This window comes from Mesorhizobium sp. AR02 (assembly GCF_024746835.1).
Lineage (GTDB): Bacteria > Pseudomonadota > Alphaproteobacteria > Rhizobiales > Rhizobiaceae > Mesorhizobium.
The window spans coordinates 3,607,866-3,632,028 of record NZ_CP080531.1; the positions used below are offsets into that span (position 1 = coordinate 3,607,866).

Annotated in this window: 26 protein-coding genes and 1 riboswitch; of the genes, 16 read left to right on the forward strand and 10 right to left on the reverse strand. The window is 63.6% G+C overall.

What is annotated here, in order from left to right:
- The 5 genes from cobT (at position 1) to DBIPINDM_RS21655 (ending at position 5,689) form a co-directional block, all read left to right on the forward strand.
- Positions 1-1,899 (forward strand): cobaltochelatase subunit CobT, encoded by a 1,899-nt coding sequence (gene cobT / locus DBIPINDM_RS21635; protein ID WP_183463562.1) that lies wholly within the window; start codon positions 1-3, stop codon positions 1,897-1,899.
- Positions 1,896-2,924 (forward strand): esterase-like activity of phytase family protein, encoded by a 1,029-nt coding sequence (locus tag DBIPINDM_RS21640; protein WP_258589104.1) that lies wholly within the window; start codon positions 1,896-1,898, stop codon positions 2,922-2,924. The genes cobT and DBIPINDM_RS21640 overlap by 4 nt, the downstream gene beginning before the upstream one ends.
- A gap of 513 nt (positions 2,925-3,437) precedes the next feature.
- A complete protein-coding gene (locus DBIPINDM_RS21645) occupies positions 3,438-4,634 on the forward strand; it encodes an IS256 family transposase (RefSeq protein ID WP_258583994.1) in 1,197 nt (398 codons plus the stop codon).
- Positions 4,635-4,829: 195 nt separating this feature from the next.
- A complete protein-coding gene (locus tag DBIPINDM_RS21650) occupies positions 4,830-5,207 on the forward strand; it encodes an ArsR/SmtB family transcription factor (RefSeq protein ID WP_258589309.1) in 378 nt (125 codons plus the stop codon).
- A complete protein-coding gene (locus DBIPINDM_RS21655) occupies positions 5,204-5,689 on the forward strand; it encodes an SRPBCC family protein (protein ID WP_258589105.1) in 486 nt (161 codons plus the stop codon). The genes DBIPINDM_RS21650 and DBIPINDM_RS21655 overlap by 4 nt, the downstream gene beginning before the upstream one ends.
- 27 nt (positions 5,690-5,716) lie before the next feature.
- Here DBIPINDM_RS21655 and DBIPINDM_RS21660 read toward each other — a convergent pair whose 3' ends face one another.
- The 3 genes from DBIPINDM_RS21660 to rpmB all read right to left on the reverse strand — a co-directional run bounded on the left by DBIPINDM_RS21660 (position 5,717) and on the right by rpmB (position 7,535).
- Positions 5,717-6,397 carry a spermidine synthase gene (locus tag DBIPINDM_RS21660; protein WP_258589106.1) on the reverse strand — a complete coding sequence of 227 codons (681 nt, stop codon included), beginning with the start codon at positions 6,395-6,397 and terminating at the stop codon, positions 5,717-5,719.
- A gap of 3 nt (positions 6,398-6,400) precedes the next feature.
- A complete protein-coding gene (locus tag DBIPINDM_RS21665) occupies positions 6,401-7,081 on the reverse strand; it encodes a queuosine precursor transporter (RefSeq protein ID WP_258589107.1) in 681 nt (226 codons plus the stop codon).
- A gap of 157 nt (positions 7,082-7,238) precedes the next feature.
- The gene (gene rpmB / locus DBIPINDM_RS21670) at positions 7,239-7,535 is read right to left on the reverse strand and encodes a 50S ribosomal protein L28 (RefSeq protein ID WP_010911765.1); all 297 of its coding nucleotides are present in this window, start codon (positions 7,533-7,535) and stop codon (positions 7,239-7,241) included.
- A 258-nt stretch (positions 7,536-7,793) separates the two neighbouring features.
- Here rpmB and DBIPINDM_RS21675 point away from each other — a divergent pair, with 258 nt between their 5' ends.
- The 3 genes from DBIPINDM_RS21675 to DBIPINDM_RS21685 are packed head-to-tail and all read left to right on the forward strand — an operon-like array spanning position 7,794 to position 10,211.
- Complete coding sequence (locus tag DBIPINDM_RS21675) at positions 7,794-8,582, forward strand: DUF3108 domain-containing protein (protein WP_258589108.1); 789 nt, start codon at positions 7,794-7,796, stop codon at positions 8,580-8,582.
- 43 nt (positions 8,583-8,625) lie between these two features.
- Positions 8,626-9,540, forward strand: coding sequence for a DMT family transporter (locus tag DBIPINDM_RS21680; RefSeq protein WP_258589109.1), 915 nt, complete (start codon positions 8,626-8,628; stop codon positions 9,538-9,540).
- Positions 9,537-10,211 carry a lysoplasmalogenase family protein gene (locus DBIPINDM_RS21685; RefSeq protein ID WP_258589110.1) on the forward strand — a complete coding sequence of 225 codons (675 nt, stop codon included), beginning with the start codon at positions 9,537-9,539 and terminating at the stop codon, positions 10,209-10,211. The genes DBIPINDM_RS21680 and DBIPINDM_RS21685 overlap by 4 nt, the downstream gene beginning before the upstream one ends.
- On the opposite strand, the gene DBIPINDM_RS21690 is transcribed toward DBIPINDM_RS21685, so the two are convergent.
- On the reverse strand, positions 10,186-10,626 hold the full coding sequence (locus DBIPINDM_RS21690) for a cupin domain-containing protein (RefSeq protein ID WP_258589111.1): 441 nt from the start codon (positions 10,624-10,626) through the stop codon (positions 10,186-10,188). The genes DBIPINDM_RS21685 and DBIPINDM_RS21690 overlap by 26 nt on opposite strands.
- A gap of 25 nt (positions 10,627-10,651) precedes the next feature.
- Positions 10,652-11,419: a hydroxyacylglutathione hydrolase gene (gloB, locus tag DBIPINDM_RS21695; protein WP_258589112.1), complete on the reverse strand. Its 768-nt coding sequence runs from the start codon at positions 11,417-11,419 to the stop codon at positions 10,652-10,654.
- A gap of 165 nt (positions 11,420-11,584) precedes the next feature.
- On the opposite strand from gloB, the gene DBIPINDM_RS21700 reads away from it, so the two are divergent.
- From DBIPINDM_RS21700 to DBIPINDM_RS21710, 3 genes are all read left to right on the forward strand, one after another.
- Positions 11,585-12,373: a class I SAM-dependent methyltransferase gene (locus tag DBIPINDM_RS21700; RefSeq protein ID WP_258589113.1), complete on the forward strand. Its 789-nt coding sequence runs from the start codon at positions 11,585-11,587 to the stop codon at positions 12,371-12,373.
- A 127-nt stretch (positions 12,374-12,500) separates the two neighbouring features.
- Entirely contained in the window at positions 12,501-14,318 is a 1,818-nt protein-coding gene (locus DBIPINDM_RS21705) for an ABC transporter ATP-binding protein/permease (protein ID WP_258589114.1), read from the forward strand.
- Between the two features lie 84 nt (positions 14,319-14,402).
- Positions 14,403-15,206: a DUF1194 domain-containing protein gene (locus DBIPINDM_RS21710; RefSeq protein WP_258589115.1), complete on the forward strand. Its 804-nt coding sequence runs from the start codon at positions 14,403-14,405 to the stop codon at positions 15,204-15,206.
- Between the two features lie 13 nt (positions 15,207-15,219).
- On the opposite strand, the gene DBIPINDM_RS21715 is transcribed toward DBIPINDM_RS21710, so the two are convergent.
- Positions 15,220-16,155 (reverse strand): glycosyltransferase family 2 protein, encoded by a 936-nt coding sequence (locus tag DBIPINDM_RS21715; protein ID WP_258589116.1) that lies wholly within the window; start codon positions 16,153-16,155, stop codon positions 15,220-15,222.
- 377 nt (positions 16,156-16,532) lie between these two features.
- On the opposite strand from DBIPINDM_RS21715, the gene DBIPINDM_RS21720 reads away from it, so the two are divergent.
- Entirely contained in the window at positions 16,533-16,853 is a 321-nt protein-coding gene (locus DBIPINDM_RS21720; protein WP_258589117.1) for a DUF1330 domain-containing protein, read from the forward strand.
- Between the two features lie 13 nt (positions 16,854-16,866).
- Complete coding sequence (locus DBIPINDM_RS21725) at positions 16,867-17,322, forward strand: macro domain-containing protein (RefSeq protein ID WP_258589118.1); 456 nt, start codon at positions 16,867-16,869, stop codon at positions 17,320-17,322.
- Between the two features lie 2 nt (positions 17,323-17,324).
- On the opposite strand, the gene metW is transcribed toward DBIPINDM_RS21725, so the two are convergent.
- Positions 17,325-17,942, reverse strand: coding sequence for a methionine biosynthesis protein MetW (metW, locus tag DBIPINDM_RS21730; RefSeq protein WP_258589119.1), 618 nt, complete (start codon positions 17,940-17,942; stop codon positions 17,325-17,327).
- On the reverse strand, positions 17,942-19,108 hold the full coding sequence (gene metX / locus DBIPINDM_RS21735; protein WP_258589120.1) for a homoserine O-acetyltransferase MetX: 1,167 nt from the start codon (positions 19,106-19,108) through the stop codon (positions 17,942-17,944). The genes metW and metX overlap by 1 nt, the downstream gene beginning before the upstream one ends.
- A gap of 106 nt (positions 19,109-19,214) precedes the next feature.
- Positions 19,215-19,292: riboswitch (SAM riboswitch) on the reverse strand.
- A 147-nt stretch (positions 19,293-19,439) separates the two neighbouring features.
- On the opposite strand from metX, the gene hisC reads away from it, so the two are divergent.
- Positions 19,440-20,549 carry a histidinol-phosphate transaminase gene (gene hisC / locus DBIPINDM_RS21740; protein ID WP_258589121.1) on the forward strand — a complete coding sequence of 370 codons (1,110 nt, stop codon included), beginning with the start codon at positions 19,440-19,442 and terminating at the stop codon, positions 20,547-20,549.
- Between the two features lie 38 nt (positions 20,550-20,587).
- Positions 20,588-21,523, forward strand: coding sequence for a prephenate/arogenate dehydrogenase family protein (locus DBIPINDM_RS21745; RefSeq protein ID WP_258589122.1), 936 nt, complete (start codon positions 20,588-20,590; stop codon positions 21,521-21,523).
- 5 nt (positions 21,524-21,528) lie between these two features.
- Here DBIPINDM_RS21745 and DBIPINDM_RS21750 read toward each other — a convergent pair whose 3' ends face one another.
- Complete coding sequence (locus tag DBIPINDM_RS21750) at positions 21,529-22,452, reverse strand: sugar kinase (protein WP_258589123.1); 924 nt, start codon at positions 22,450-22,452, stop codon at positions 21,529-21,531.
- A gap of 6 nt (positions 22,453-22,458) precedes the next feature.
- Positions 22,459-23,457 (reverse strand): DUF2125 domain-containing protein, encoded by a 999-nt coding sequence (locus DBIPINDM_RS21755; protein ID WP_258589124.1) that lies wholly within the window; start codon positions 23,455-23,457, stop codon positions 22,459-22,461.
- Between the two features lie 154 nt (positions 23,458-23,611).
- Here DBIPINDM_RS21755 and DBIPINDM_RS21760 point away from each other — a divergent pair, with 154 nt between their 5' ends.
- Entirely contained in the window at positions 23,612-24,133 is a 522-nt protein-coding gene (locus tag DBIPINDM_RS21760; RefSeq protein WP_258589125.1) for a gamma-glutamylcyclotransferase, read from the forward strand.
- The last annotated feature ends 30 nt before the right edge of the window (positions 24,134-24,163 follow it).

The window sequence follows — 24,163 nt, forward strand, 5'->3', positions numbered from 1 at the left end:
ATGGCGGGTCCGGGCGACAACACGCGTAACAAGTCGAAGACGGGGTCTGAAGCCGACAGCTTCAAGCGTGCCGTCACTGTCTGCATGCGCGCCATTGCCGGCGACAAGGACATGGAAGTCGGCTTCGCCAAGGACCGGCCGGCACTCGCCGGCAGCCGCGCGCGTTTGCCCGAATTGCCAAAGAAGGCGTCGAAGACCGATATTGCGATCACCCGCGGGCTCGGCGATTCCATGGCGCTCAAGCGTGCCTGCCACGATGCGCGCATCCACACCAAGCTGGCGCCGGAAGGCAAGGCGGCGCGCGCCATCTATGACGCGGTCGAGCAGGCTCGCGTCGAGGCGATCGGCAGCCGCGCCATGCAAGGCGTCGCCGACAATATCGGCTCGATGCTGGAGGACAAATACGCCAAGGCCAATCTGGTCGACGTCAAGGACAAGGCCGACGCGCCGATCGAGGAAGCGCTGGCGCTGATGGTGCGCGAGAAGCTGACCGGCCGGCCGGTCCCGAAGAGCGGCGAGCGGCTGGTCGAACTCTGGCGTCCGTGGGTCGAGGAGAAGGCCAAGGCCGACCTCGACGGCCTGTCGGCCAAGCTCGACGACCAGCAGGCCTTCGCCCGCGTCGTGCGCGAAATGCTCGCCTCCATGGAAATGGCCGAGGAACTCGGCGACGACCAGGAGACGGAAGATTCCGAGGACAATGACGACAACCAGCCGCAAGGCGAGGAGCAGAGCGAGGAGGGCGGTGAAGAGGATTCCGGCTCCGAGCAGTCGCAGTCGGAGGATGCCGAGGCTTCGGCCGATGACGAGCAGTCGTCCGAGACGGAGGCGTCCGACGCCACCGCCGACGATTTGTCCGACGATGACGATGCCGACGCCGAGACGCCCGGCGAAGCGCGGCGCAACGACAATCCCTTCACCAATTTGCCGAAGGAAATCGACTACAAGGTCTTCACCACCGCTTTCGACGAGACGGTCGGGGCCGAGGAGCTTTGCGAAGAAGAAGAGCTCGACCGGCTGCGCGCCTTCCTCGACAAGCAGCTAGCCAATCTGTCCGGCGTCGTCGGGCGGTTGGCCAACCGGCTGCAGCGCCGTCTGATGGCGCAGCAGAACCGCTCCTGGGATTTCGACCTGGAAGAGGGCTATCTCGATCCGGCGCGGCTGGTGCGTGTCGTCATCGACCCGATGCAGCCGCTGTCCTTCAAGCAGGAGCGCGACACCAAATTCCGCGACACGGTGGTGACACTGGTGCTCGACAATTCCGGCTCGATGCGCGGCCGGCCGATCACGGTAGCCGCCACCTGCGCCGACATCCTGGCGCGCACGCTGGAACGCTGCGGCGTCTCGGTCGAGATCCTCGGCTTCACCACGCGAGCGTGGAAGGGCGGCCAGGCGCGCGAGAAGTGGCTGAAGGACGGCAAGCCGCCGAACCCCGGCCGGCTCAACGATCTGCGCCATATCATCTACAAATCCGCCGACCATCCGTGGCGGCGGGCACGGCGCAATCTCGGCCTGATGATGCGCGAAGGCCTGCTCAAGGAAAACATCGACGGCGAAGCGCTGCTGTGGGCGCACAACCGGCTGATCGCCCGGCCGGAACAGCGCAAGATCCTGATGATGATCTCGGATGGCGCGCCGGTCGACGATTCAACGCTTTCAGTCAATCCGGGCAATTATCTGGAACGCCATTTGCGCGCCGTCATCGAACTGATCGAGACGCGCTCGCCGGTGGAACTGCTGGCCATCGGCATCGGCCATGACGTCACGCGCTATTACAGGCGCGCCGTCACCATCGTCGATGCCGAGGAACTGGCCGGCGCCATGACCGAGCAATTGGCTTCGCTGTTTGCCGAGGAGAGCGCACGCGACACGCGGCGTGGCGGCATGCGGCGCGCCGGATGATCTTTTCGCGCGGCGGGTTTCGGCAAACGCTCTTCGCCGCCATCGCCCTGTTCGCCGGCGTGGCGTCCGCGCCAGCCAGTTCGGCTGGCTCGGCCGCGGTTGAACCCGTTGAAGTCTCGGCCCGCCCGATCACCGAATTCCATATTGGCCGCACCGACAAGCAGTTCGGCCCGCTCGAATTCGCCGGCGGGCTGGAAATGACCTCGCCTTCACGCGATTTCGGTGCGCTGTCGGCCTTTCGGTTTCTGAAAGCGGGCAGCGATTTCATCGGCGTGGCCGACACCGGCTACTGGTTCTTCGGCACGCTGGCCCGCGATGCAGACAAGCGGCCTATCGGCATCCAGAACTTCCGCATGCAGCAGATGGTCGACCAGAGCGGTCAGCCGATCGACGAGAAGTGGGAAGTCGATGCCGAAGGCCTCGCGGTCAAGGATGGCATCGCCACGGTCGGTTTCGAGCGCAACCACCGCGTCGCCCAGTTCAGGATCGACCCCAATGACATGAAGGCGCCATACCGCCAGCTGGATTTCCTGGTGCCGGCGCGGGAGCTGCGCCAAAATCGCGGCTTCGAGACCGTCACCCATGCCCATGCCAATGGCCAGCATCAGGGCGGTCTGGTCGTGGTCTCGGAAAAGAGCCTCGACAAGGCCGGCAACATCTATGCCGCCATCATCGAAGGGCCGCACAAGGGTGTCTTCACCGTCAAGCGCAATGGCGATTTCGACATCACCGATGGCGCCTTCCTGCCGGATGGCGACCTTTTGCTGCTGGAGCGCAGTTTCACCATGGCTGATGGCCTCAAGATGCGGCTGCGGCGCATTTATGGCGAGAGTGTCGAGAAGGGCGCTGTCGCTGACGGGCCGGTGCTGCTGGACGCCGACATGGGCTACCAGATCGACAATATGGAAGGTCTTGACGTCTGGACCCGCGACGACGGCGCGCTGATGGTGTCGCTGATATCAGATGACAACCACTCGATCCTGCAGCGCAACCTCTATCTGGAATTCATCCTGCACCAGGATTGAGCGGCGCTCCAACCGCGAAGCTGAAGTTGAGGGTTTTCAACGGCGGGTTCGGTTTGGGGCGGGTTCGATTTGGTCGGATGCCTTCCCTCACTCCGTCGCTGCTTCGCAGCGCCGCGCCAACCAAACCGCTTGGCGCGGCAGAGGACACATAGGGGAGAAGTGTTACCCATGTATCCGGTTCAAAGTGTTACCCATCTATCGGCTGGACAAGCATAGCTCGACGGAGTGGGGGTCGACCTTTCATCAGATCCGCCTGATTGCTCGTTTGCCGCAGATTAGGCGCTCGCTGCGTCGTGCCCAATTTGCGGCGACTGCGCGTTTGACGGACGCCTTCCCCCACTCCGTCGCCGCTTCGCGGCGCCACCTCTCCCCCCTCCGGAGGGAGAGGAAGGGGGCCCCCCGGCATAAGCTCGCAGGTAGTGTGCTGAGAGTTCTGCAAATTCGCTGAGAGAGGGGCGGTCATGGCAGGCTGGTGATTGTTCACGTCACCGATTCCCGCGAAGGAACGCCACCATGACCAAGATTGAAAGTAAGACCGCCAGCGCCTCCGTCAAAGACATTCTGCTTTCGAACCCGGACGGACTTCACGAAGTGATCCGTGCGGTGATGCAGGAGGTGCTCGAGGCCGAGATGGATGAGGCGCTGAGTGCTTCGAAGGGCGAACGCACGCCCGAGCGGCTTGGCTATCGCTCGGGTTACTATGGCCGCACCCTTGTGACGCGCGTCGGCAAGCTTGAGCTGCGGGTTCCGCAGGACCGCTCGGGGCGCTTCTCGACCGAGTTGTTTGAGCGCTATCAGCGTTCGGAACGGGCTTTGGTGGCGACGCTGGCCGAGATGTATGTGCAGGGCGTGTCGACCCGCAAGGTGAAGGCGATCACCGAAGAGCTGTGCGGCCATGCTTTCTCGGCCTCGTCGATCTCGGCCATCAACAAGCGGCTGGACGAGAGCCTCGCTGCCTTTGCCAGGCGTCCCCTTCAAGAGCCGTTTGCTTACCTCATCCTCGATGCGCGCTACGAGAAAGTGCGTGAAGCCGGCGTCGTCATGAGCCAGGCGGTGCTGATCGCGGTCGGCATCGACTGGGACGGCCGGCGCCAGATCCTGGCTGTGGAGATGGCCAATCGCGAGAGCCGTTCGGCCTGGAAAGACTTTCTCGTCTCACTGAAGGCGCGCGGCCTCAAGGGCGTCGAATTGGTCGTGTCCGACGATCACGCCGGCCTGGTGGCGGCGATCGGCGAGGTGATCCCGGAAGCCGCCTGGCAACGCTGCTACGTGCACTTCCTCAGGAACGCGCTCGATCATCTGCCGCGCAAGCACGGCGATGACTGCCTGCAGGAGCTGCGCTGGCTCTACGACCGACGCGATCTCGCCGAGGCCAGGGCCGATCTCGCCGCATGGCTTGCCAAATGGTCACCTCGCTATCCGCGCCTGACAGGCTGGGCCGAAGATGCCATCGAACAAACTCTGACCTTCTTCAGGCTGCCGAGACAGCACCACAAGCATCTCAAGTCCACCAACATGCTCGAGCGCCTCAACGAGGAAATCCGCCGGCGCACCTATGTCGTACGCATCTTCCCCAACGCCGAAAGCTGCCTGCGCCTTGTCAGGGCCTTGGCTGTCGAGACCAACGAAAACTGGATGGAGGCCAACCGCTACATCAACATGGACGACCTGCGCGAGCACAAAAAGCTCGCTCTACGCCAAGCCGCATGACCAGCACTATGGCCGCCCCTTTTTGCAGAACTTGACGCACACAACCAGCTCGCACCCTTCCTCTCCCCCGTCGATCGGGGGAGAGGTGGCGAGCGAAGCTCGACGGAGTGGGGGTCGACTGTTCATCATTTACGCTCGCCAAAATACTTTAGTCTAGACTTGACAATTGGCGTCACCAGCACAATACTCAAGTCCATGCTTAACTATTCCGAGATCGACAGCATCCTCCGCGCTCTTGTCGAGCCTACGCGGCGCCAGATCCTGGAACGGTTGAGCCGCGGACCGGCCACCGTCAGCCAACTGGCGGAACCGTTCGGCATGACGTTTGCCGCCGTGCTGCAGCATCTGCAGGTGCTGGAGGCCTGTGGGCTTATCCGCAGCGAAAAGATCGGGCGGGTGCGCACCTGCCGGATCGAACCGGGCGGGCTCGCCCCGCTCGCCGACTGGATTGCCGAACGCCGCATACCGGCGGAACGCCACCTCGACCGACTTGGCCAAATCCTGGCCGAGTCAGACCCATCCCCAAAAGGCCAATCCCCCAAGAAGAATCAGGAAAAGGACGAACAGCAATGAACCAGACCGCCCCCATCAAGAACGAGCAGTCCGTCATCCACTCCACATTCACCATCGAGCGGACCTATCCGCAATCGCCCGAACGTGTCTTCCATGCTTTCGCCGACAAGGCGACGGTGCGGCGCTGGCGGGTTGAAGGCGACGGTTTTGCCATCGCTGAATTCAGCTTTGATTTCCGCATCGGCGGTGGCGAGGTGTCACGTTTCAGCTATGGCGGCGGCCCGGAGGTCAGGCTCGACGCCCAGTTCCAGGACATCGTTCCGGACCAGCGCATCGTGTTTTCCTACCGGATGGCAATCGGGCCGCAGCCCATGTCGGCGTCGCTGACCACGGTGGAGCTGACGCCCTCCGGCGATGGCACAAGGCTGACCTATACCGAGCAAGGCGCCTTCTTCGACGGTGTCGATTCCGCCAAGGGGCGGGAGGAGGGCACGCGCGGGTTGCTAGAGTCCCTTGCGGCGGAACTCCAGAAGTCAAACTAGACTCGAACCGCCGGTCGACGGCTCCGGTCAGGTCCGCGAGCCGTTGGTGGCAATCCAGATGACATGACGCGCGCCACGCTTGCCGTTGGCGCGCGTGTTGACCTCCTCGACCGCGAAGCCCGCCTGCTTCAGCCGCCTGACGAAGCCGCTGTCCGGTCCTTGCGACCACACGGCCAGCACGCCGCCCGGCTTGAGGGCACTGCGCGCGGCGCCGAGGCCTGACAGGCTGTAGAGGGCGTCATTGCCCTTGTGGACGATGCCTTCGGGGCCATTGTCGACATCGAGCAGGATCGCGTCCCAGGCTGCGGGCTCGGACCGTATCAATTGGCCGACATCAGTCTCCTGGATGGTGACGCGGGGATCGTCGAGGCAACCGCCAAACACGTCCGCCATCGGGCCGCGTGCCCAGGCGACGACGGCCGGCACCAGCTCCGCGACAACGATTTCGGCATCCTTGCCGAGTTCGGCCAAGGCGGCGCGCAGCGTGAATCCCATGCCAAGGCCGCCGATCAGGATCTTCGGCTGGCGATGGTCCGCAATCCTTTGGCAGGACAGTTTCGCCAGCGCTTGCTCGGAGCCGCTGAGGCGGCTGTTCATCAGCTCGTTGGTGCCGAGCATAATCGAGAATTCGCTGCCGCGCCGTTTGAGGCGAAGTTCCTGCGCGCCATCCCCGGTCTTGGCCGAATCGAGCTGGACCCAGGGGATCATGGTCTAGGCCGCGACTGCCGGCTGGCTCCAGCGAGCGGCGAGCAGCCGGTAGGGGATGAGCGCGACCACGGCGATGATCAGCTTCACCGAGAGGTCGCCGAGCGCCCAGGAGACCCAGCGCATGGCGTCGACATGGAAGACACCCATCAACGGCGCAGTCTCGAGCGCAAAGCTGTCATTCGGGCCGGCGAAGGCAAAAGCGGCCGAGAAAGCGACGGTGAAAAACACCATGGTGTCGAACACCGATCCGACCAGCGTGCCGACGATCGGCGCCCGCCACCAGCTCTGCCGGCGCAGCCGGTTGAACACGGTGACATCAAGCAGTTGGGCCGACAGGAACGCGGCGCCCGAAGCCGCGGCAATGCGCACCAGCCGGTCGGCCGCCGTCTCGAATTCGATCAGGCCATGGCGAAACAGGAAGGGCGGGACGAGGATCGAGCACACCACCGCCGTCATGAAGCCGACAAAGACGATCCGGCGCGCCACTGCAGGCCCGTAGCGGCGGTTGGCGAGGTCGGTGACCAGGAAGGAGAAGGGATAGGTGAAAGCGCCCCAGGTGAGCAGGTCGGCCAGCGAGAGGCCGCCGACCTGGCCCTGCATCGGGAACTGCACGAGGATGTTCGACGCCACGACGACAAGCGCCATGGCGGCCACGAAGGGCAAATATCGCGAGAAGGAAGTCATTTTTTTATCCTGGGTAATGGAACCAGCGGAGCATCATACCGATCGGGGCGGTGCTCGCTTCGTAGTTGAGCACCGGATGTCGAACCTTGCGGATCTATCCGATGCCCAAGGCCAACAAGAGGTTGGCCCGGGCGGTCGTCCCCGCCTTTATCCGATGTTACGCAGCGACCTGTTCGGCCAGCTTCTTGGCGATCTGCTTCTTCAGCAGACGCGCGCGCTGCGACAGTTCCTTGACGTCGGCCTTGGCCAGGAAAGCATCGAGACCGCCGCGATGTTCGACCGAACGCAGCGCGTTGGCCGAGATGCGCAGGCGCACATTCTGGTTCAGCGCTTCCGAAATCAGCGTCACATTGACGAGGTTCGGCAGGAAGCGACGCTTGGTCTTGTTGTTAGCGTGGCTCACATTGTTGCCGGTCTGGACTGCCTTGGCAGTGAGTTCGCAGGTGCGGGACATAATTCTAACCTTCAATTCTCTCGGGACCTGCCAAACCTTTGTGCCCACGCCGGGTGGCGCGCGGTTCTGGTCAGGCGGCCTTATGGAAAAAGTTGGCGTTCCATAGTTGCATTTCGCCGGGGCGTCAAGCTCCGGCTTCGCCACGGAAGCGCCCGGCATTTCATATTAAGGCCGGATTTCATCCTATAAGCGGTCTCATAGGGACACGCCAGACCGGAGCCGCCCGCCTCCGGCCGAAATCAAGGATCCGATCCCGCCATGCCTCGTTTGTCTCACGCGCTCGTTGCCGCGCTTGCCATCGCCTTGCCGTCCGCCGCGTCGGCGGCCTCGCCGCAGTCCTTCAAGGGCGAGTACACGGTCTCCTTCCTTGGTCTCTCGATCGCAAGGTCGACCTTCTCCAGCCATTATGAGAACGGCGCCTACGCGATCGAAGGCAGCGTGACCGCTGCGGGACTGGCCAAGCTGTTCGACGACACGCGCGGCACGATCTCATCCAAGGGCACGATTTCCGGCAAGAAGATGGTGCCGCAGGCATTTCGTGCCGATTACACCTCCGGCAAGAAGGCGTCGGTGGTCGATATCCGCTTCACCAATGGCGCGGTCACTTCGACGCAGGTCGTTCCGGCGCCAGGCAAGCGCGACCCCAACAATTGGGTGCCGATCGGTGCCGGCGACCTGGCATCGGTGCTCGATCCGATGGCCGCGACCGTCATCTATGCCGACAGCCTCGATCAGGTCTGCGGCCGCAAGGTCAAGTTCTACGATGGCGAGATGCGCGCCGACCTGACGCTGACCTACGCTTCGAAAGGTACGATCTCGGTGCCGGGCTATAAGGGTGACACCATCACCTGCCGCATGGGTTTCGAGCCGGTGGCGGGCTATCGCAAGGGTCGCAAGGCGCTCAACTATCTCCAGAACAAAAGCCGCATGATGGTGACGTTTGCACCGCTCGGCCAAACCGGAGTATATGCGCCGATCCACGCCACGGTGGGAACGCAGATCGGCACCTTGACCATCAGCGCCGGGCGTTTCGAAGCGGTACAATAGGCACGCCCCTGGAAATCGAACAGGCCGCGCCACGGGAGAGGACATGGCGCGCGCAACACTGATCGGCTTTTCGGCGGTTGCCATGTGGGCGCTTTTGGCGCTGCTCACCGATGCGTCCGGCAAGGTGCCGCCGTTCCTGTTGTCGGCAATCACCTTCTCGATCGGCACTGGCGTCGGGCTTGTCGCGCGGCTGTTCATGCCGGCCGCCGGCAAGAGCCGGAAAATACCGCCCCAGGTCTGGGTGATCGGCATTGCCGGCCTGTTCGGTTACCACTTTTTCTATTTCACCGCTTTGCGCAATGCACCAGCGGTCGAGGCGAGCCTGATTGCCTATCTGTGGCCGCTGCTGATCGTGCTCGGCTCGGCGCTGATGCCGGGCGAAAAACTGGCGTGGAACCATGTCGTCGGCGCGCTGCTCGGCCTTGCCGGCACGGTGCTGATCGTCACCAAGGGCGGCGGGCTGGCCTTCGATGCGCGCTATGCGTTCGGCTACGCCATGGCCGCCGTCTGCGCCGTGCTGTGGTCGTCCTATTCGCTTCTATCGCGGCGCTTTCCGTCAGTTCCGACCAGCATCGTCACCTGGTTCTGCGCGGCGACCGCCGTGTTGTCGCTCGTTTGCCATCTGGCGCTGGAGCAGACAGTGCTGCCGGAAGGCGCCGGCCAGTGGCTGGCGGTGCTTGGCCTTGGCCTGATGCCGGTGGGCGCTGCCTTCTATGCCTGGGACATCGGCGTCAAGCGCGGCAATATCCAGGTGCTGGGCGCCGCAAGCTATGCGGCGCCGCTGCTGTCGACGCTGGTACTGATCGTCGCCGGCGTCGCCGAACCCTCACTGCGCATTCTCGCCGCCTGCGTGCTCATCACCGGTGGCGCGGCCCTGGCGGCAAAATCGCTGTTCCTGCGCAAGCCGGCTGCGGCTGAGGGCGGAGCCAGGGCATCCGAAAGCGGAGCCGGGGCATGACGATGCCGTTTGCCGGCGGCATCGACGCCAACGCCAATGCGACGCTGATCTTCTCGCTGGTGGCGGCGGTGATCTACGCTTTCACGCTTGGCATGCCACCGAGCCTCGCCCGTTCGGCGGCAAAGACCCTCGCGGTGGCGATGCTTGCCGTGCTTGCGGCGTTGCAAGGCGGCCCGCTGCTGCTGGTCGCCGCCCTGGCGCTCAGCGCGGTGGGCGACGCCTTCCTGTCGCGCGACGGCGACAAGGCCTTTCTCGGCGGACTCGCCAGCTTCCTCGTCGCCCACATCGTCTACATCGTGCTGTTCCTGCGCAGTGGTGGCGGGTTGGGACTGCTTGGCGCCGAATCCTGGCGCGGGGCGATCGCGCTGGCGCTGGCGGTGTTCGTCGTCGTCATGCTGGTGGCGCTCTGGCGTCGCGTCGGCCCCAGCCTGCGTATCCCCATCGCCGTCTATGTCGTGGCGATCCTGGCGATGGGCATGGCGGCGCTGACCACCAACAGCGCCTGGGTTATCGGCGGCGCGGTGCTGTTCATGGCCTCGGACGGGCTGCTCGCCACGGAGAAGTTTCTGGTGGCGGCCATCTCGCCGCATCGTGCGTGGATGCGATTTGCGGTGTGGGTTTTGTACTACGCCGCCCAGCTGGCGATTACGCTGGGTTTCCTGCTGGGGTAGGACTCCAGCCCGGTTCGGCCAGTTCGAAGGCGGCGAAGTCGAAACCCGGTGCGACGGTGCAGCTGACCAGCGTCCAGTCGCCCAGGCTGCGCGCCGATTGCCACCAGCCTGCCGGCACGACGATCTGCGGCCGTTCGCCCGCCGCGAGCCCGATACCGAGCACCTGCTCGATCACGGTTGACCCTTCTTCCCACATCGACAGCGCCAGCGGCGCGCCGGCATGGAAATGCCAGGCCTCGGCGGCATCCTTGACCCGATGCCAGGCCGAAAGCTGGTGCTGTTCCAGCAGGAAATAGATGGCGGTCGAATGGCCGCGCGCACCGCCGGCTTCATCGCGAAAGGTTTCCGCGTACCAGCCGCCTTCCGGATGCGGCTTCAGACCAAGCATAGCGATGATTTCTGCTGAACTGGTCATTGGTCTCCGAAATCCCCCCGGGGGCTCAAAAATTATCCTTGCGCTTGCGGATCTCGGCGAACACCTCGGCATCCCCAGCCTTTTCCATGCCGAGATGCTTGCGGATCGCCGGGTCGTGCCAGCGCAGGAAGGGATTGGTCGACAGTTCTTCGCCAATCGTCGTCGGCAGTGTCGGCTTGTTGTTGATCCGCAGCGCCTCGATCCTGGCGGCACGCTCCTTCAAAGCCGAATTGGTCGGGTCGACGGTCAGCGCGAAACGGGCGTTGGCCAGCGTGTATTCATGGCCGCAATAGATAGACGTCGCGGCGGGAAGGGCGGCAAGTTTCTTCAGCGATTCGTACATCACCGGCGGCTTGCATTCGAACAGGCGTCCGCACCCCAGCGCGAACAGCGTGTCGGCGGTGAACGCCACCTTCGATGCCGGCAGATGATAGGAAACGTGGCCGGCGGTGTGGCCGGGGGTGGCGATCACCTCGATCCGTTCATCGCCGAGATGAAGGACGGAACCCTCTTCGACGGTTTCGTCGATGCCGGGGATCTTGGCCTTTTCCGCCTCCGGGCCGACGATGCGCAGCTTGAAGCGCTCCTTCAACGCCAGGTTGGCTTCGACATGGTCGGCATGGTGATGCGTGGTCAGGATCATCGTCGGCGTCCAGCCGGTGCGCTTGATCGCGGCCAGGATCGGCGCCTCCTCGGGCGCGTCGATGATGGCGGTCTGTCCGCTTTTGGGGTCATGCACCAGCACGCCGAAATTATCGCTGCGGCACATGAACTGTTCGATTTCGACCGCCATCGCGTCTCTCCATTTGTCGCCGCAGACATAGGGCGCCAGAGGGCGGATGTCATCTACCGGGTGACGAATGTCATCCCCGGAGATGATGAATGTCATCCGGGGATGTGTCGGCCGCCTCAGGGGCCCTTTGTTGAAACCTGCCGATATCACGGCTACATCCCTGACATGCATTCCGACATCGTCGACCTTCGCTCCTTCTATTCGACAACGCTCGGCCGGTTCGCCGAGCGCTCGATCACCATGGCGCTGTCGTCGATCTGGGCCACTGTCCCCAATGAACGGCTGGTTGGCCTCGGCTATACCTTGCCCTGGCTGGAGCGTTTCGGCTCCGGTGCCGAGCGGGTCTTCGCCTTCATGCCGGCGACGCAGGGCGCCGTGGTCTGGCCGGCGACGGGGCCGACGGCGACGGCGCTGGTCTTCGACGAGGAGCTGCCGCTGGTCGATTCCTGCATCGACCGCATGCTGCTCGTCCATTCGCTCGAACATGTCGAAAACCCGCGCGAGACACTGAATGAGATCTGGCGGGTGCTGTCGCCGGCGGGACGCGTCGTCATCGTCGTGCCAAACCGGCGCGGTGTCTGGGCGCGCTTCGAGCATACGCCATTCGGCAATGGCCGGCCTTTTTCACGCGGCCAGCTCACCGAGTTGCTGCGCGAGGCCAATTTCACGCCCGCTTCCTGGTCGGATGCGCTGTTCTTCCCGCCATCGCGGCGGCGCTTCATGATGCGCTTCCACAATGTGCTGGAGCGCGCCGGCCGGCGGCTGTGGCCGATCTTTTCCGGCGTCATCGTCGTCGAGGCGCAGAAACGGCTCTATCAGGGTGTGCCGGTGGTCCAGCGCGCGTCTCGCCGCGTCTTCGTGCCGGTGCTGTCGCCGCATGGCGCGACGCGGCTCGGCCGTCGGGCCGAAGCGACAGGCACGGCAGCGCCGTCTCGCCAGGTGAAACCTTCGTGATCAAGGCGGAAACTTTTCTCGCGCGGCATTTTTCCGACCTATCTGTCTCGCGGACTGGTTGACGGGCGGCGGCTGTCGGCTCTCTTCATCCGGTTTCAGCTCCGCACTGAACGCAAGGACCTCTGACATGGCTGATCAACTGGACAATCCGGCCACCGTTCAGCCGGTCGCCGTGACCACCAGCCTGCGCGATCAGGTGGCGACGATCAAGCGGGCGCTGGTGGGATCGCCGGTCCGTAAGTGGCTGCTGTGGACGTCGGTCGGTATCATGGCCGTCATCATCGCGACGTCGATCGGCCAGGTCCTGCTCAACCGCTGGAACCAGCCCTTCTATGACGCACTCGCGCGCCGTGACATGGCGGCCTTCCTGCACCAGCTCCTCGTCTTTGCGATGATCGCCGGCGGGCTGCTGGTGCTCAATATCGGCCAGACCTGGCTCAACCAGATGATCCGGCTGAAGCTGCGCGAGGCACTGACGCTGGACCTGATCGACCAGTGGATGCGGCCGGCGCGCGCCTTCCGGCTGGCCAATGCGGGTGCCATCGGCGTCAATCCCGACCAGCGCATGCAGCAGGATGCCGCGCATCTGTCCGACCTGTGGACCGACCTTGGCGTCGGGCTCTTACAATCGCTCATCCTGCTGGTGTCTTTCGTCGGTGTGCTGTGGGAATTGTCTTCGGGCTTCGTCTTCCACATCAACGGCTGGTCGCTGGCCATACCGGGCTACATGGTCTGGGCTGCGTTCCTCTATGCCGGCATCGCCTCCTGGCTGAGCTGGCTGGTTGGACGGCCACTGATCAGCCTGAACAGCGACCGCTACACGCGAGAGGCGGAGCTGCGCTCCTCGATGGTGCGCGTCAACGAGAATGTCGATGCCATTGCGCTGTACCATGGCGAGGATGACGCCAGGCGACGGCTCGAACTCGATCTTGGCACGGTGCTGGGCGCCATGCGGCGCATCTATACCGCCCAGATCAACCTGTCCTGGGTGACCGACACCTATGGCTGGATCACCGTCGTGGCGCCGATCCTGGTCGCCTCACCGGTCTATTTCTCGGGCGATATCAGCTTTGGCGGGTTGATGATGGCGGTCGGCGCCTTCAACCAGGTCCACTCTTCGTTGCGCTGGTTCATCAACAATATCGGCAGCATCGCCGACTGGCGCGCCACGCTGATGCGCGTCGCCGACTTCCGCATCGCGCTCGATGAAACCGATGTGCTGCACGACACCGAAAAGCGCATCACCTTCGATCAAAACGCCAATGGCAGCCTGACATTCGAGAAACTCGAAGTGGCCTCGCCGGAGGGCTGCACGAAACTCTCCGACCAGCATGTCGAAATCCACGCCGGCGAACGCGTCATGATCACGGGCGAGCCGGGCGCCGGCAAGACGCTGTTCTTCCGCGCCATTGCCGGGCTTTGGCCTTGGGGCAGCGGAAAGATCGGCTTGCCGGCCGGAGAAACCCTCATCTTCGTGCCACGCGTGCCGTATTTGCCGGCCGGCACGTTGCGCGAGGTGCTCAATCACGCGAACGGGCATGCGCCCGCGGGTGATGCCGACATTGCGGCGGTGCTGGCCGAAGTTGGTCTTGAACGGCTGTCGTCCTCGCTCGACCGCGTCGGGCGCTGGGACCATGAATTGGGCGATGACGAACAGCGTCTGCTGGGCGTGGCCAGGCTCGCCTTGCGGCAGCCGAAATGGGTGATCATCGACGAAGCGATGGACGCGTTCGACGGACCCGCGCTGCGGCGCGTGCTGGCGATGCTGGAAAAGCATCTCAAGGGAGCCACGATCATCAACATCGGGCGCGGCCAGCACAACAACCAGTTCTTCCCGCGTGGCCTGACGATCGTGAAGGATTCGGGTGCCCCGGCGCTGAAACCCGCCCGTGTCAGGGCCGGCGCCATCGATCCGCCGCCGGTTGCCGCGCGCCGCAAGAAGTAGGCTGCTTTCTCTGGTTGCGCGCAAACCTTATTTCGCCGTGATCGCAATGGAAGATTTCCCGGAGAAACAACCCTGGCATTGGCCATGCTCGATGCGCTGCGCCTGCTTGCCTGCATTGCCTGCGCCCAGGCAGTTCCCGTCGCTTCATCGCCGGATGCGCCGGCCGTTGATGTCAAGCTTGTGCTGGCGGTCGATATATCCCTGTCGATGGACGAGAAGGAATTCGCCCTGCAGCGCGCCGGCTATGTCGAGGCGCTGCGGCATCCCGACTTCATCCAGGCTGTCCGATCCGGCAATACGGGCCGCATCGCGCTCGCCTATTTCGAATGGGCCGGCACGGTGCGCGACGACGCGGTCATTAGCTGGCAGATCATCGACAGCGCCGAAAGCGCCAACAGCTTTGCCGACAAGGTGGCGGCGCGCCCGTTCCGGAGTTTTCGCGGCACCTCGATTTCCACAGCACTTGCCTTCGGCGCCGGGCTGTTCGACAGGGCGGATTTCGCCGGCGAGCGCAACGTCATCGACATATCCGGCGATGGCCCCAACAATATCGGGCCGCCGGTCACCGCGACGCGCGATGCGGCAACCGCCAAAGGCATCGTCATCAATGGCCTGCCGATCCTGATCAACCCGTCGCCGACCTTCAGCCATCTCGACCGGTATTATGCGCAGTGCGTGACCGGCGGGCCTGGTTCCTTCGTGCTGCCTATCTACTCGGCCGCCGAATTTTCCACCGCCATCCGGCGCAAGCTGATCCTCGAAGTGAGCAGCATTCAGGACAAGGCCAGGGTCACGCCCGTCGACGGGGATGCGCCGATCGACTGCCTGCAAGGGGAACGGGACAGGCGATTCCTGTCGGATCCCTATTTCCCGGAGCTCGACCGGTGAACTTGCGAAGGGTTCAGGCGGGCCGGGCGCCGAACTTGTTGCGGAACTCAGTGTAGAGATCGCGGCGCCAACGCCGGCCACAGACATAGCCGTTGATCAGCTCCGGCAGCGAATAGCCGAGCGCTTTCGACGAACGGTTGGCCATGTAGCCCTCAAACGCCTCCGGTAGGCGGCCCCTGAGAACATCGGCGATGATCTGCCGTGAGATCATGTAGGGCGGAATGTGCGGGTAGGAGCGGGCGATATGCGGGTGTTTATCCATCAGGTTCGCATAGGCTTCGACATAGCCGCTGCGGCGGCGCGAAATCGAATTCTGCGAATTGTATTTCGTCCAGTCGATATCCCCGGACAATTGCGCACCGAAGCGCCGTGCCAGGCGCAGCAGCAACTCCCGGTCCTGCATCCGGGTAATGTCGCTGTCGTAACCGCCAATGGCGAGCAAAGCCTCGCGGCGGGCGGTGATCGCCGTGCCGGCAATGAAGATCGTCTGCGCCACGAGCGTCCGCTCCAGCATCGTGGGGCTCACGAATGCCTCGGGATTGATGCAGTTGGTGACACGTCCGCTCTTCAGCGAGACATATGAGCTGATCAGAACTTCGAGTGACGGATCGTCATCGAACCGGGCCAGGGTGCGCTCGAGCCGGTGCGGCAAGTAGACGTCGTCCGAATCAAGGAAGGTCACCACCGGTGCCCGCGCACGCTCGATTCCGGCATTCCGGGCGGCGTTTGCGCCTCGCCATTTCGCTCCGACATAGATCAGGCGCGGGTCGCTGATGCGGGCCAGCGCCGCTTCCGTGCCATCGGTGGAGCCATCGTCGACGACGATATGTTCAAGCCTCGGCATGCTCTGGGAAAGCACGCTTTCGACGGCACGCAATACCGTTTCGCGCCGATTGTGGGTTGGCGTGATGACCGTGATAAGGGGCGTGCGCTCCGTCTTCCCGGTCATGCCGCCTCAGCCGTTTCCAGCGCAAAAATGCGCTTCCTGCCAGGTCTTTCGATCTTCAGGGTGATCGAATCGATCGGACTTCCCTTTCCACGACGCATCGTCGGATTTGTTGGTGACGCTACAAAAAACAGCTTGCCGTGTCACCCATCCTGCTGGTGCGCGACCCGCGCGAAAGGACGAATTCCCGTCCTAGCGCTCCAATTGCAACAGCGTCGCCGGGCAAGAGCGTTTGCGACGGGTCGTCGGAGGGATCGGCCCATCGCGACTTGGTCGCGTTCATTCCATTACCTCGGAGGTAATCGCTTTGCGATGGCCGCTCCGGCAGATTGCCCTCGTGGGGCCGGCAAATCGGCTTCGATCGACAAGGGAGTTACGTCATGACCGCTTACGCCGTTGCCCATATGCGCCAAGTCACAATGGGCCCGCAGATCGTCGAGTATCTGCATAAGATCGATGCCACGCTGGAACCATTTGGAGGCCGTTTCCTGGTCCATGGCGGCGATGTGGAGGTGATCGAGAACGAATGGCCAGGCAACCTCATCATCATCGAATTTCCCGACCGGCATCAGGTGCGCAGCTGGTACAATTCGCCAGCCTACCGGGCGATCCTTCCACTGCGCACCGATAATTCGGACTCCGACGTAATCATCGTTGACGGCGTCGAGCATCCGCACAAGGCTACGGATGTGCTTGGCTGACGGAGATAGCCTCATGCGGACGATTCGTGGCGATCTGTTGCAACTTGCGCTTGACGGAGAGTTCGACGCGATCGTGCATGGCTGCAATTGCCAATGCCAGATGGGCAAAGGCATTGCCCTTTCCATCAAGCAACGGTTTCCGCAGGCCTACGCCGTGGATCTCGCGACCGCGAAAGGCGACCGCGCCAAGCTGGGCACCATCTCGGTTGCCGAGATCCGGCGCGAGGATCGAAGTTTCCACGTCATCAATGGCTACACCCAGTTTCACTGGCAGGGCCAGGGCGTGAAGGCTGACTACGACGCCATCCGCAATGTCATGAAGGCGGTGAAGGCTGGGTTCGCCGGCCGGCGTATCGGCTATCCCAGGATTGGCGCGGGCCTGGCGGGAGGCGACTGGGCAACGATTGCTTCAATCATCGATGAGGAGCTGGCGGGCGAGAACCACAGGCTGGTCGAATACGCCCCGTAACGTCAGCTCCGCTTCAGCAGAAACACCGCCTGCTGGCCAAAGAAATTCCAGAACCACCAGGGCATCGACAGGCCGATCTTCTGGCCGGCGGCGTCGAGCGCGGTCGCCTTCTCCACCGTAGCGCCGAGTTCTTCGCACAGATTGACGAAGTCGCGGATGGTGCAGAAATGGATGTTAGGCGTGTCGTACCAGGAATAGGGCAGGTCCTGGGTCACCGGCATGCGGCCTTTGACGAACAGCGACAGGCGCACCCGCCAATGGCCGAAATTGGGGAACGAGACGATCGCCCGGTCGCCGATCCGGAGCAATTCGTCGAGCACCAGCTTCGGGTTGCGGGTCGCCTGCAAGGTCTGCGAAAGGACGACGAAGTCAAAACCCTTGTCGGGATAGAATTCGAGATCCTTGTCGGCATCGCCCTGGATGACGGAGAGGCCGCGCGCCACGCATTCGTTGACGCCGCGCTGCGACAGTTCAAGTCCACGGCCGTCGACCTGCTTGGTTTCCTGCAGCAATTCGAGCAATGAGCCGTCGCCCGAACCGACGTCGAGCACGCGGGACTGCGGCGGGATGAGGTTGGCGACGACCTCGAGGTCGACGCGCTGGCTGCCGTTCACACTCATTATACGAGCCCCCTGGCGCGCGCCGCCGAGCCGATGAAGCCGTTGATGGCGGCGAACAGCTCCGGCTCGTCGAGCAGGAAGGCGTCGTGGCCGCGATCGGTCTCGATCTCGACGAAGGATACCGAGGCGCCGGCGGCATTGAGCGCGTGCACGATGGAACGGCTCTCTTCGGTCGGAAACAGCCAATCCGATGTGAACGACACGAGGCAGAAGCGGGTCTTGGTACCGGCAAAGGCGTCCGCCAGCCGGCCGCCATGGTCGGCGGCGAGGTCGAAATAGTCCATGGACCGCGTCATGTAGAGATAGGAATTGGCGTCGAAGCGGTCGACGAAGGTCATGCCCTGGTGGCGCAGATAGCTTTCGATCTGGAAGTCGGCATCGAAGCCGAAAGTCAGGTGGTCGCGGTCCTGCAAATTGCGGCCGAATTTGCGGTGCAGGGCGGCTTCCGAAAGGTAGGTGATGTGAGCGGCCATGCGCGCCACCGCCAGGCCCTTTTCAGGGCGCTTGCCATGCTCGAAATATTTGCCGCCATGCCAGTCCGGATCGGCCATGACGGCTTGCCGGCCAACCTCGTGGAAGGCGATGTTCTGCGAGGAATGGCGGGCGCCGGTGGCGATCGGCAGCGCCGAAAAGACGCGCTCGGGATAGCACGACGCCCATTCCAGCACCTGCATGCCGCCCATCGAGCCGCCGAGCACGCAGAACAGCTTTTCGATGTCGAAATGATCGATCAGCATCTGCTGCGCGCGCACCATGTCGCGGATGGTGATGACGGGCAGGTCGAGCCCATAGGGCTTGCCGGTGGCGGGGTTGGTCGAAGCCGGTCCGGTTGAGCCGAGGCAACCGCCGATGACGTTGGAGCAGATGACGAAGAAACGGTTGGTGTCGATGATCTTGCCGGGGCCGATCAGCACTTCCCACCAGCCCGGCTTGCCGGTCACCGGATTGGTGTTGGCGACATGCTGGTCGCCGGTCAGCGCATGGCAGACAAGGATGGCATTGGAGCGCGCATCGTTCAGCGTGCCATAGGTCTGGTAAGCGATCTGGAACGGCGACAGCAGCGTGCCGGCATCGAGCTTGAGCGGCTTGTCGGGGCCAAAGCGCAACACCGGACTCGACGGCTGGTCGGCCTCATTGTTGGTCTTTCCTGCGCGCAGAGCGGCCATTCTCGTCTCACTTGCTGCATCATATCAGACGAAAAATCGCCGCCGATGCGTCCGTCCGGCCGGCCGCGGACAATAAAAAACCGGCATTGCCGTTCGCAAAGCCGGTTACGTCACGCAAACGGCCCTTTAGCGAATTGTTTAACGTGGCTGCAAGCCGACCGGCCAAATCACCACGGAACTGTCACTGCCCTTCTAGAACTCGCCCGCTCTGCCGTCAATGCCGGCATCTGGGCCGACTGCTGGGACCACTGCCGCCTCTCGACATTGCAGGCCATGGCTTGTATTTCCGCTGCGGCCTCCGGGTGGAGGCATTTCGTCGGATTTTGCAGAAATGAACAAGACACCGGATCAGGCACGTCCAACCCCGCGCGCGGGCATCATGGACATCGACGCCTATGTGCCCGGCAAGAGCGCCGCACCCGCCGGTGTCGCCAAGGTCTACAAGCTGTCGTCGAACGAGAACCCGCTCGGCCCGTCGCCGAAGGCGATCGAAGCCGCGCGTGAGGTTGCCGCCAAACTCGACATCTATCCCGATGGCACCGCCAGGCGGCTGCGCGAGGCGATCGCCGAGGTGCATGGCCTCAACGCGCAGAACATCATCTGCTCCAACGGCTCCGACGAGATCCTCGGCCTGTTGGCGCAGACCTATCTCTCGCCCGGCGACGAGGCCATATTCACCGAACACGCCTTCATGGTCTACAAGATCTACATCCAGTCGGCCGGTGCTGCGCCGATCGCGGTCAAGGAGGCCGATGAGCGCGCCGACATCGATGCGATGCTGGCCGCCGTCACACCGCGCACGAAAATCGTGTTCCTTGCCAACCCCAACAACCCGACCGGCACCTATGTACCGTTCCAGGAGGTGCGCCGCCTGCATGCCGGCCTGCCCCGCAATGTGCTTTTGGTGCTCGACGCGGCCTATGCCGAATATGTCCGCCGCAACGACTATGAGGCTGGTATCGAGCTGGTCGGTAGCGCCGAGAATGTGGTGATGACGCGCACCTTCTCCAAGATCGGCCTTGGCGGGGCGCGGATCGGCTGGATGTATGCGCCCATGCACATCGTCGACGCGATCAACCGCGTGCGCGGTCCCTTCAACGTCAATGCGACGGCGATCGAGGCTGGCATCGCGGCGATCCGCGACCGCGCCCATGTCGAGCGCAGCGTGGCGCACAACGAGACCTGGCTCACCTGGCTGAGCGAAGAGATGACCGGGCTCGGTCTGCGGGTGACGCCCAGCGTCGGCAATTTCCTGCTCATTCATTTTCCCGATGACCGGAAGCATTCGGCGGCCGCGGCGGACGAGTATCTGACCGCGCGCGGCTATATCTTGCGGCGCGTTTCCGGCTACGGCTTTCCCAACGCGTTGCGCATGACCGTCGGTACCGAAGAAGCCAATCGCGGCGTTGTCGCCGCGCTCACGACATTCTTGAAAAGCTAGAACGCCCAAAAGCTGGAACGCCCGAAAGCTACAACGCCATGACATCACCGATGTTTGAAAAGATCGCGCTGGTCGGCATCGGCCTGATCGGCTCGTCGCTGGCCCGCGTCATCCGACGCGAAGGCCTGGCCGGTCACGTTGCCATCTCAACCCGTAGTGCCGCAACGCTGAAGCGGGCGGAGGAGCTTGGACTGGGCGATTCCTACACCACGGATGCCAAAGAAGCGGTCCGCGACGCCGATCTGGTCATCGTCTCGGTGCCCGTCGGCTCGTCCGGCGCGGTGGCTGAGGAAATCGCGCCGGCGCTGAAGAAGGGTGCGATCCTTACCGATGTCGGCTCAACCAAGGCCTCCGTCATCGCGCAGATGCAGCCGCATGTGCCGGAGGGCGTCCATTTCATTCCCGGCCATCCGCTGGCGGGCACCGAAAAATCCGGACCGGATGCCGGTTTCGCCGATCTGTTCGACAATCGCTGGTGCATCTTCACGCCGCTGCCGGACACCGATCCGGATGCTTTGGAGCGGTTGTCGGAATTCTGGCGCCGCTGCGGCGCCAACATCGATACGATGGACCCTCAGCATCACGACATGACCCTCGCCATCGTCTCGCATCTGCCGCACATCATCGCCTACAACATCGTCGGCACCGCCGACGATCTGGAATCGGTGACCAAGACGGAAGTGATCAAATATTCCGCCTCCGGCTTTCGAGACTTCACGCGTCTGGCCGCCTCGGATCCGACCATGTGGCGCGACGTCTGCCTGCACAACAAGGACGCCATCCTCGAAATGCTGGCGCGGTTTTCGGAAGATCTGGCGTTCCTGCAGCGGGCGATCCGCTGGGGCGACGGCGACAAGCTGTTCGACCTGTTCACCCGCACCCGGGCGGTGCGCCGCTCGATCATCGAGGCCGGCCAGGATATCGACGCGCCCGATTTCGGCCGTCAGGCCGTAGAACACCCGGCGAAGACTTAAACCTGTCAGGCGGGCCAGGTCGCCGCGACCATCGCCAGCGTCTCGGCCCGATCCGGCGCGCCCAGCCTGCCGCCGAAGCGCTGGCATTTGAGCGCGGCGGCGGCACTGGCGAAGCGCAAGGCCAGCTCGACCGGCATGGCTTCCGCCAGCCCGACGGCAAAGGCGCCGTGAAAGACATCACCCGCCGCCAGCGTGTCGACCGCCTTGATTTTTGGTGCCGCGACGTGACGGGATGACCCCACCGCCCGATCGAACCACCAGGTGCCTGCCGCGCCGCCGGTGACTGCGACGAAGGCGTCGGTGCGGGAGGCCATGTCGGTGCAAGCGGTTTCCAGATCCAGCGCCTGGCCGCATATGGTGCGGACCGCCGGCTCGGAGGCGACGATGTGCGAGGCCAGCGGCAACAGCTGCTCCAGCACTGCCAGCGGCGCGGTATCGGCATCGAGAATCGCCGGCCGGCCGGCGGCGCGCGCCGCCTTCAGGGCAAGGGTCGCGGCACCCGGCCAGCGCACGTCCACCAGCACGGTATCGAACGTAGCGATGTCTGCGAAAGGCAAGGCCTCGGGATTGGTCTGGGCCAGGCTGTCATAGAAAGGCACGATGATGCGCTCGCCATGCGCATCGACCAGGATCGAGGCCAGTGCCGAGCGCGCGCCAGGGACACGGCGGACATAGGTGCAATCGACGCCCTCGGCCTCGACACCGGCAATCAGCTGATCGCCGATGGGATCGTCACCGGCGCTCGCCCACAGTGACACCTCGGCGCCCAGGCGATGCGCGGCGCAGGCAGCGCTCGTGGCCATGCCAGAGGCGATCTGGACACCGTCGGTGGCAATGAATTTTCCCTGATGCGTGGGCAGCGTCTCGATACGCAGGATGGTGTCCAGCGTCAGCGCGCCGGCACTGAGGAGCCTCACAGGTTTTGCCATGGCGCGCTATTGTACCGGCTTGATCTTGCCGAGCGGGATGAAGCCGAGCGAGGCCTTGCCCTTGACCACTTTCAGCGGCATCGACGGTTCGCTGCCGAGCATAGCAAGCGCGGCAAAGCCCTGTTCGATCGCATTCTTCTGCTCGGGTATCGCGCCGGCCAGGATGGATGCCACGGCCTTGGGGTCCTTGATCCGGATCATCAGATCGGCGTCGACCAGACCCTCAGCGTCCACCGACAGCGGCCCGGAAACGGTGACCCGCGCCGTGCCGGAGGACAAATCGAGGTTGCGAATCTCGACCTTCTGGCCGCGCAGGCTCTTCACCTGCGTTCCGATCAGCGCGACACCATTCTTCAGCGTGGCGTCGCCGCTGGCATCGAGCGCCGGCAGCACGCGCCCACCGATCGCATTCGGGTCGATCTCCAGATCGTTGAAGCTGCCGATGTAGTCGACATCCTGACCGTTCGGCTGCAGCTGACCGGCAGCCCTGCCGGCGCTGAACAGTTCCACCGGATCGGTGTCGTCGGCCGGATCTGTCTGGCCGGACAGGCCCTCCGCCTGCAGCGCAATGCGCTGCGGCAGCGGCCATGACAGCTTGACCTTGGCCTGCAGATTGTCCCAGTCGATCCACAGCGGCACCATGCCAGGGACGGAGGTCCTGAGCGGGCCGCGCAGATCAGCGACCGGCGACAAAGGTTGGATGATCTGGGCGACGGCATTGAAGGAGCCGGCCGACGCGGCAATGTTTTTGGCATCGTCCTCGTAGGCGAGGTTGTCGCAAGAGACGGTGAAGCTCAAGGGGTAGCCGCTGACCTCGAGATTGGCGCAGCCAGCCTGGATGCCGTTCTTGTTGAGCGTGGCAACCGCCTTGTCGGCCTCGCTCCTGACTCGGTCAGCCAGATAGAACCAACCAGCGCTGTAGATGGCAAACAGCACAACGATGAACGCCACGAGCCAGAACAGGCCGCGGCGGGACTTTGGTTGGCGTTCGTCACTTGACGTCATGCTTTGGCTCTCATTAACGCATGGGTGTTGGTGGACGGGCTTTCGATTCCGACAACACCAGGTAGACAGTGACGAAATAGGTAGCCGGGGACGGACGGAAAAAACACCGGTTTCCGGTGCGGTGTTGCCATTCTTTACAATCAGGCACGGCGATATGGGCGATTTTTGGGTGTTTGGCTACGGTTCGCTGATCTGGCGGCCCGGTTTCGCTCATGTCGAGACACGGCGCGCCCGGCTGCATGGCTACCGCCGCTCGCTCTGTGTCTATTCCTTCGTGCACCGCGGCACGCGCCAGCGGCCCGGACTGGTGCTCGGCCTCGACCATGGCGGCTCCTGCGTCGGCCTGGCTTTCCGTGTGCCTGGGGAATTGCGCGACGAGGTCATCGCCTATCTGCGCGAGCGCGAGCTCGTCACATCAGTCTATCTCGAGCGCACGATCAAGATTCGCCTCGATGGTGGCGGCACGGTCGAAGCCGTGGCCTACATCGTCGACCGCAAGCATGAGCAATATGCCGGCGCGCTGGATGCTGCGCATGCGGCGGCGGTGGTGCGCGGTGCGGTTGGCCAATCCGGCAACAATGAGGATTATGTGCTCAGCACGTTGAAGCATCTGGAAGCGCTTGGCATCCGCGACCATTGGCTGGAGGACGTGGCACGGGGGATAGCGCCTTTGTGAAGCGCTGGCTCTGCGGAAAAGGCAGCCAGG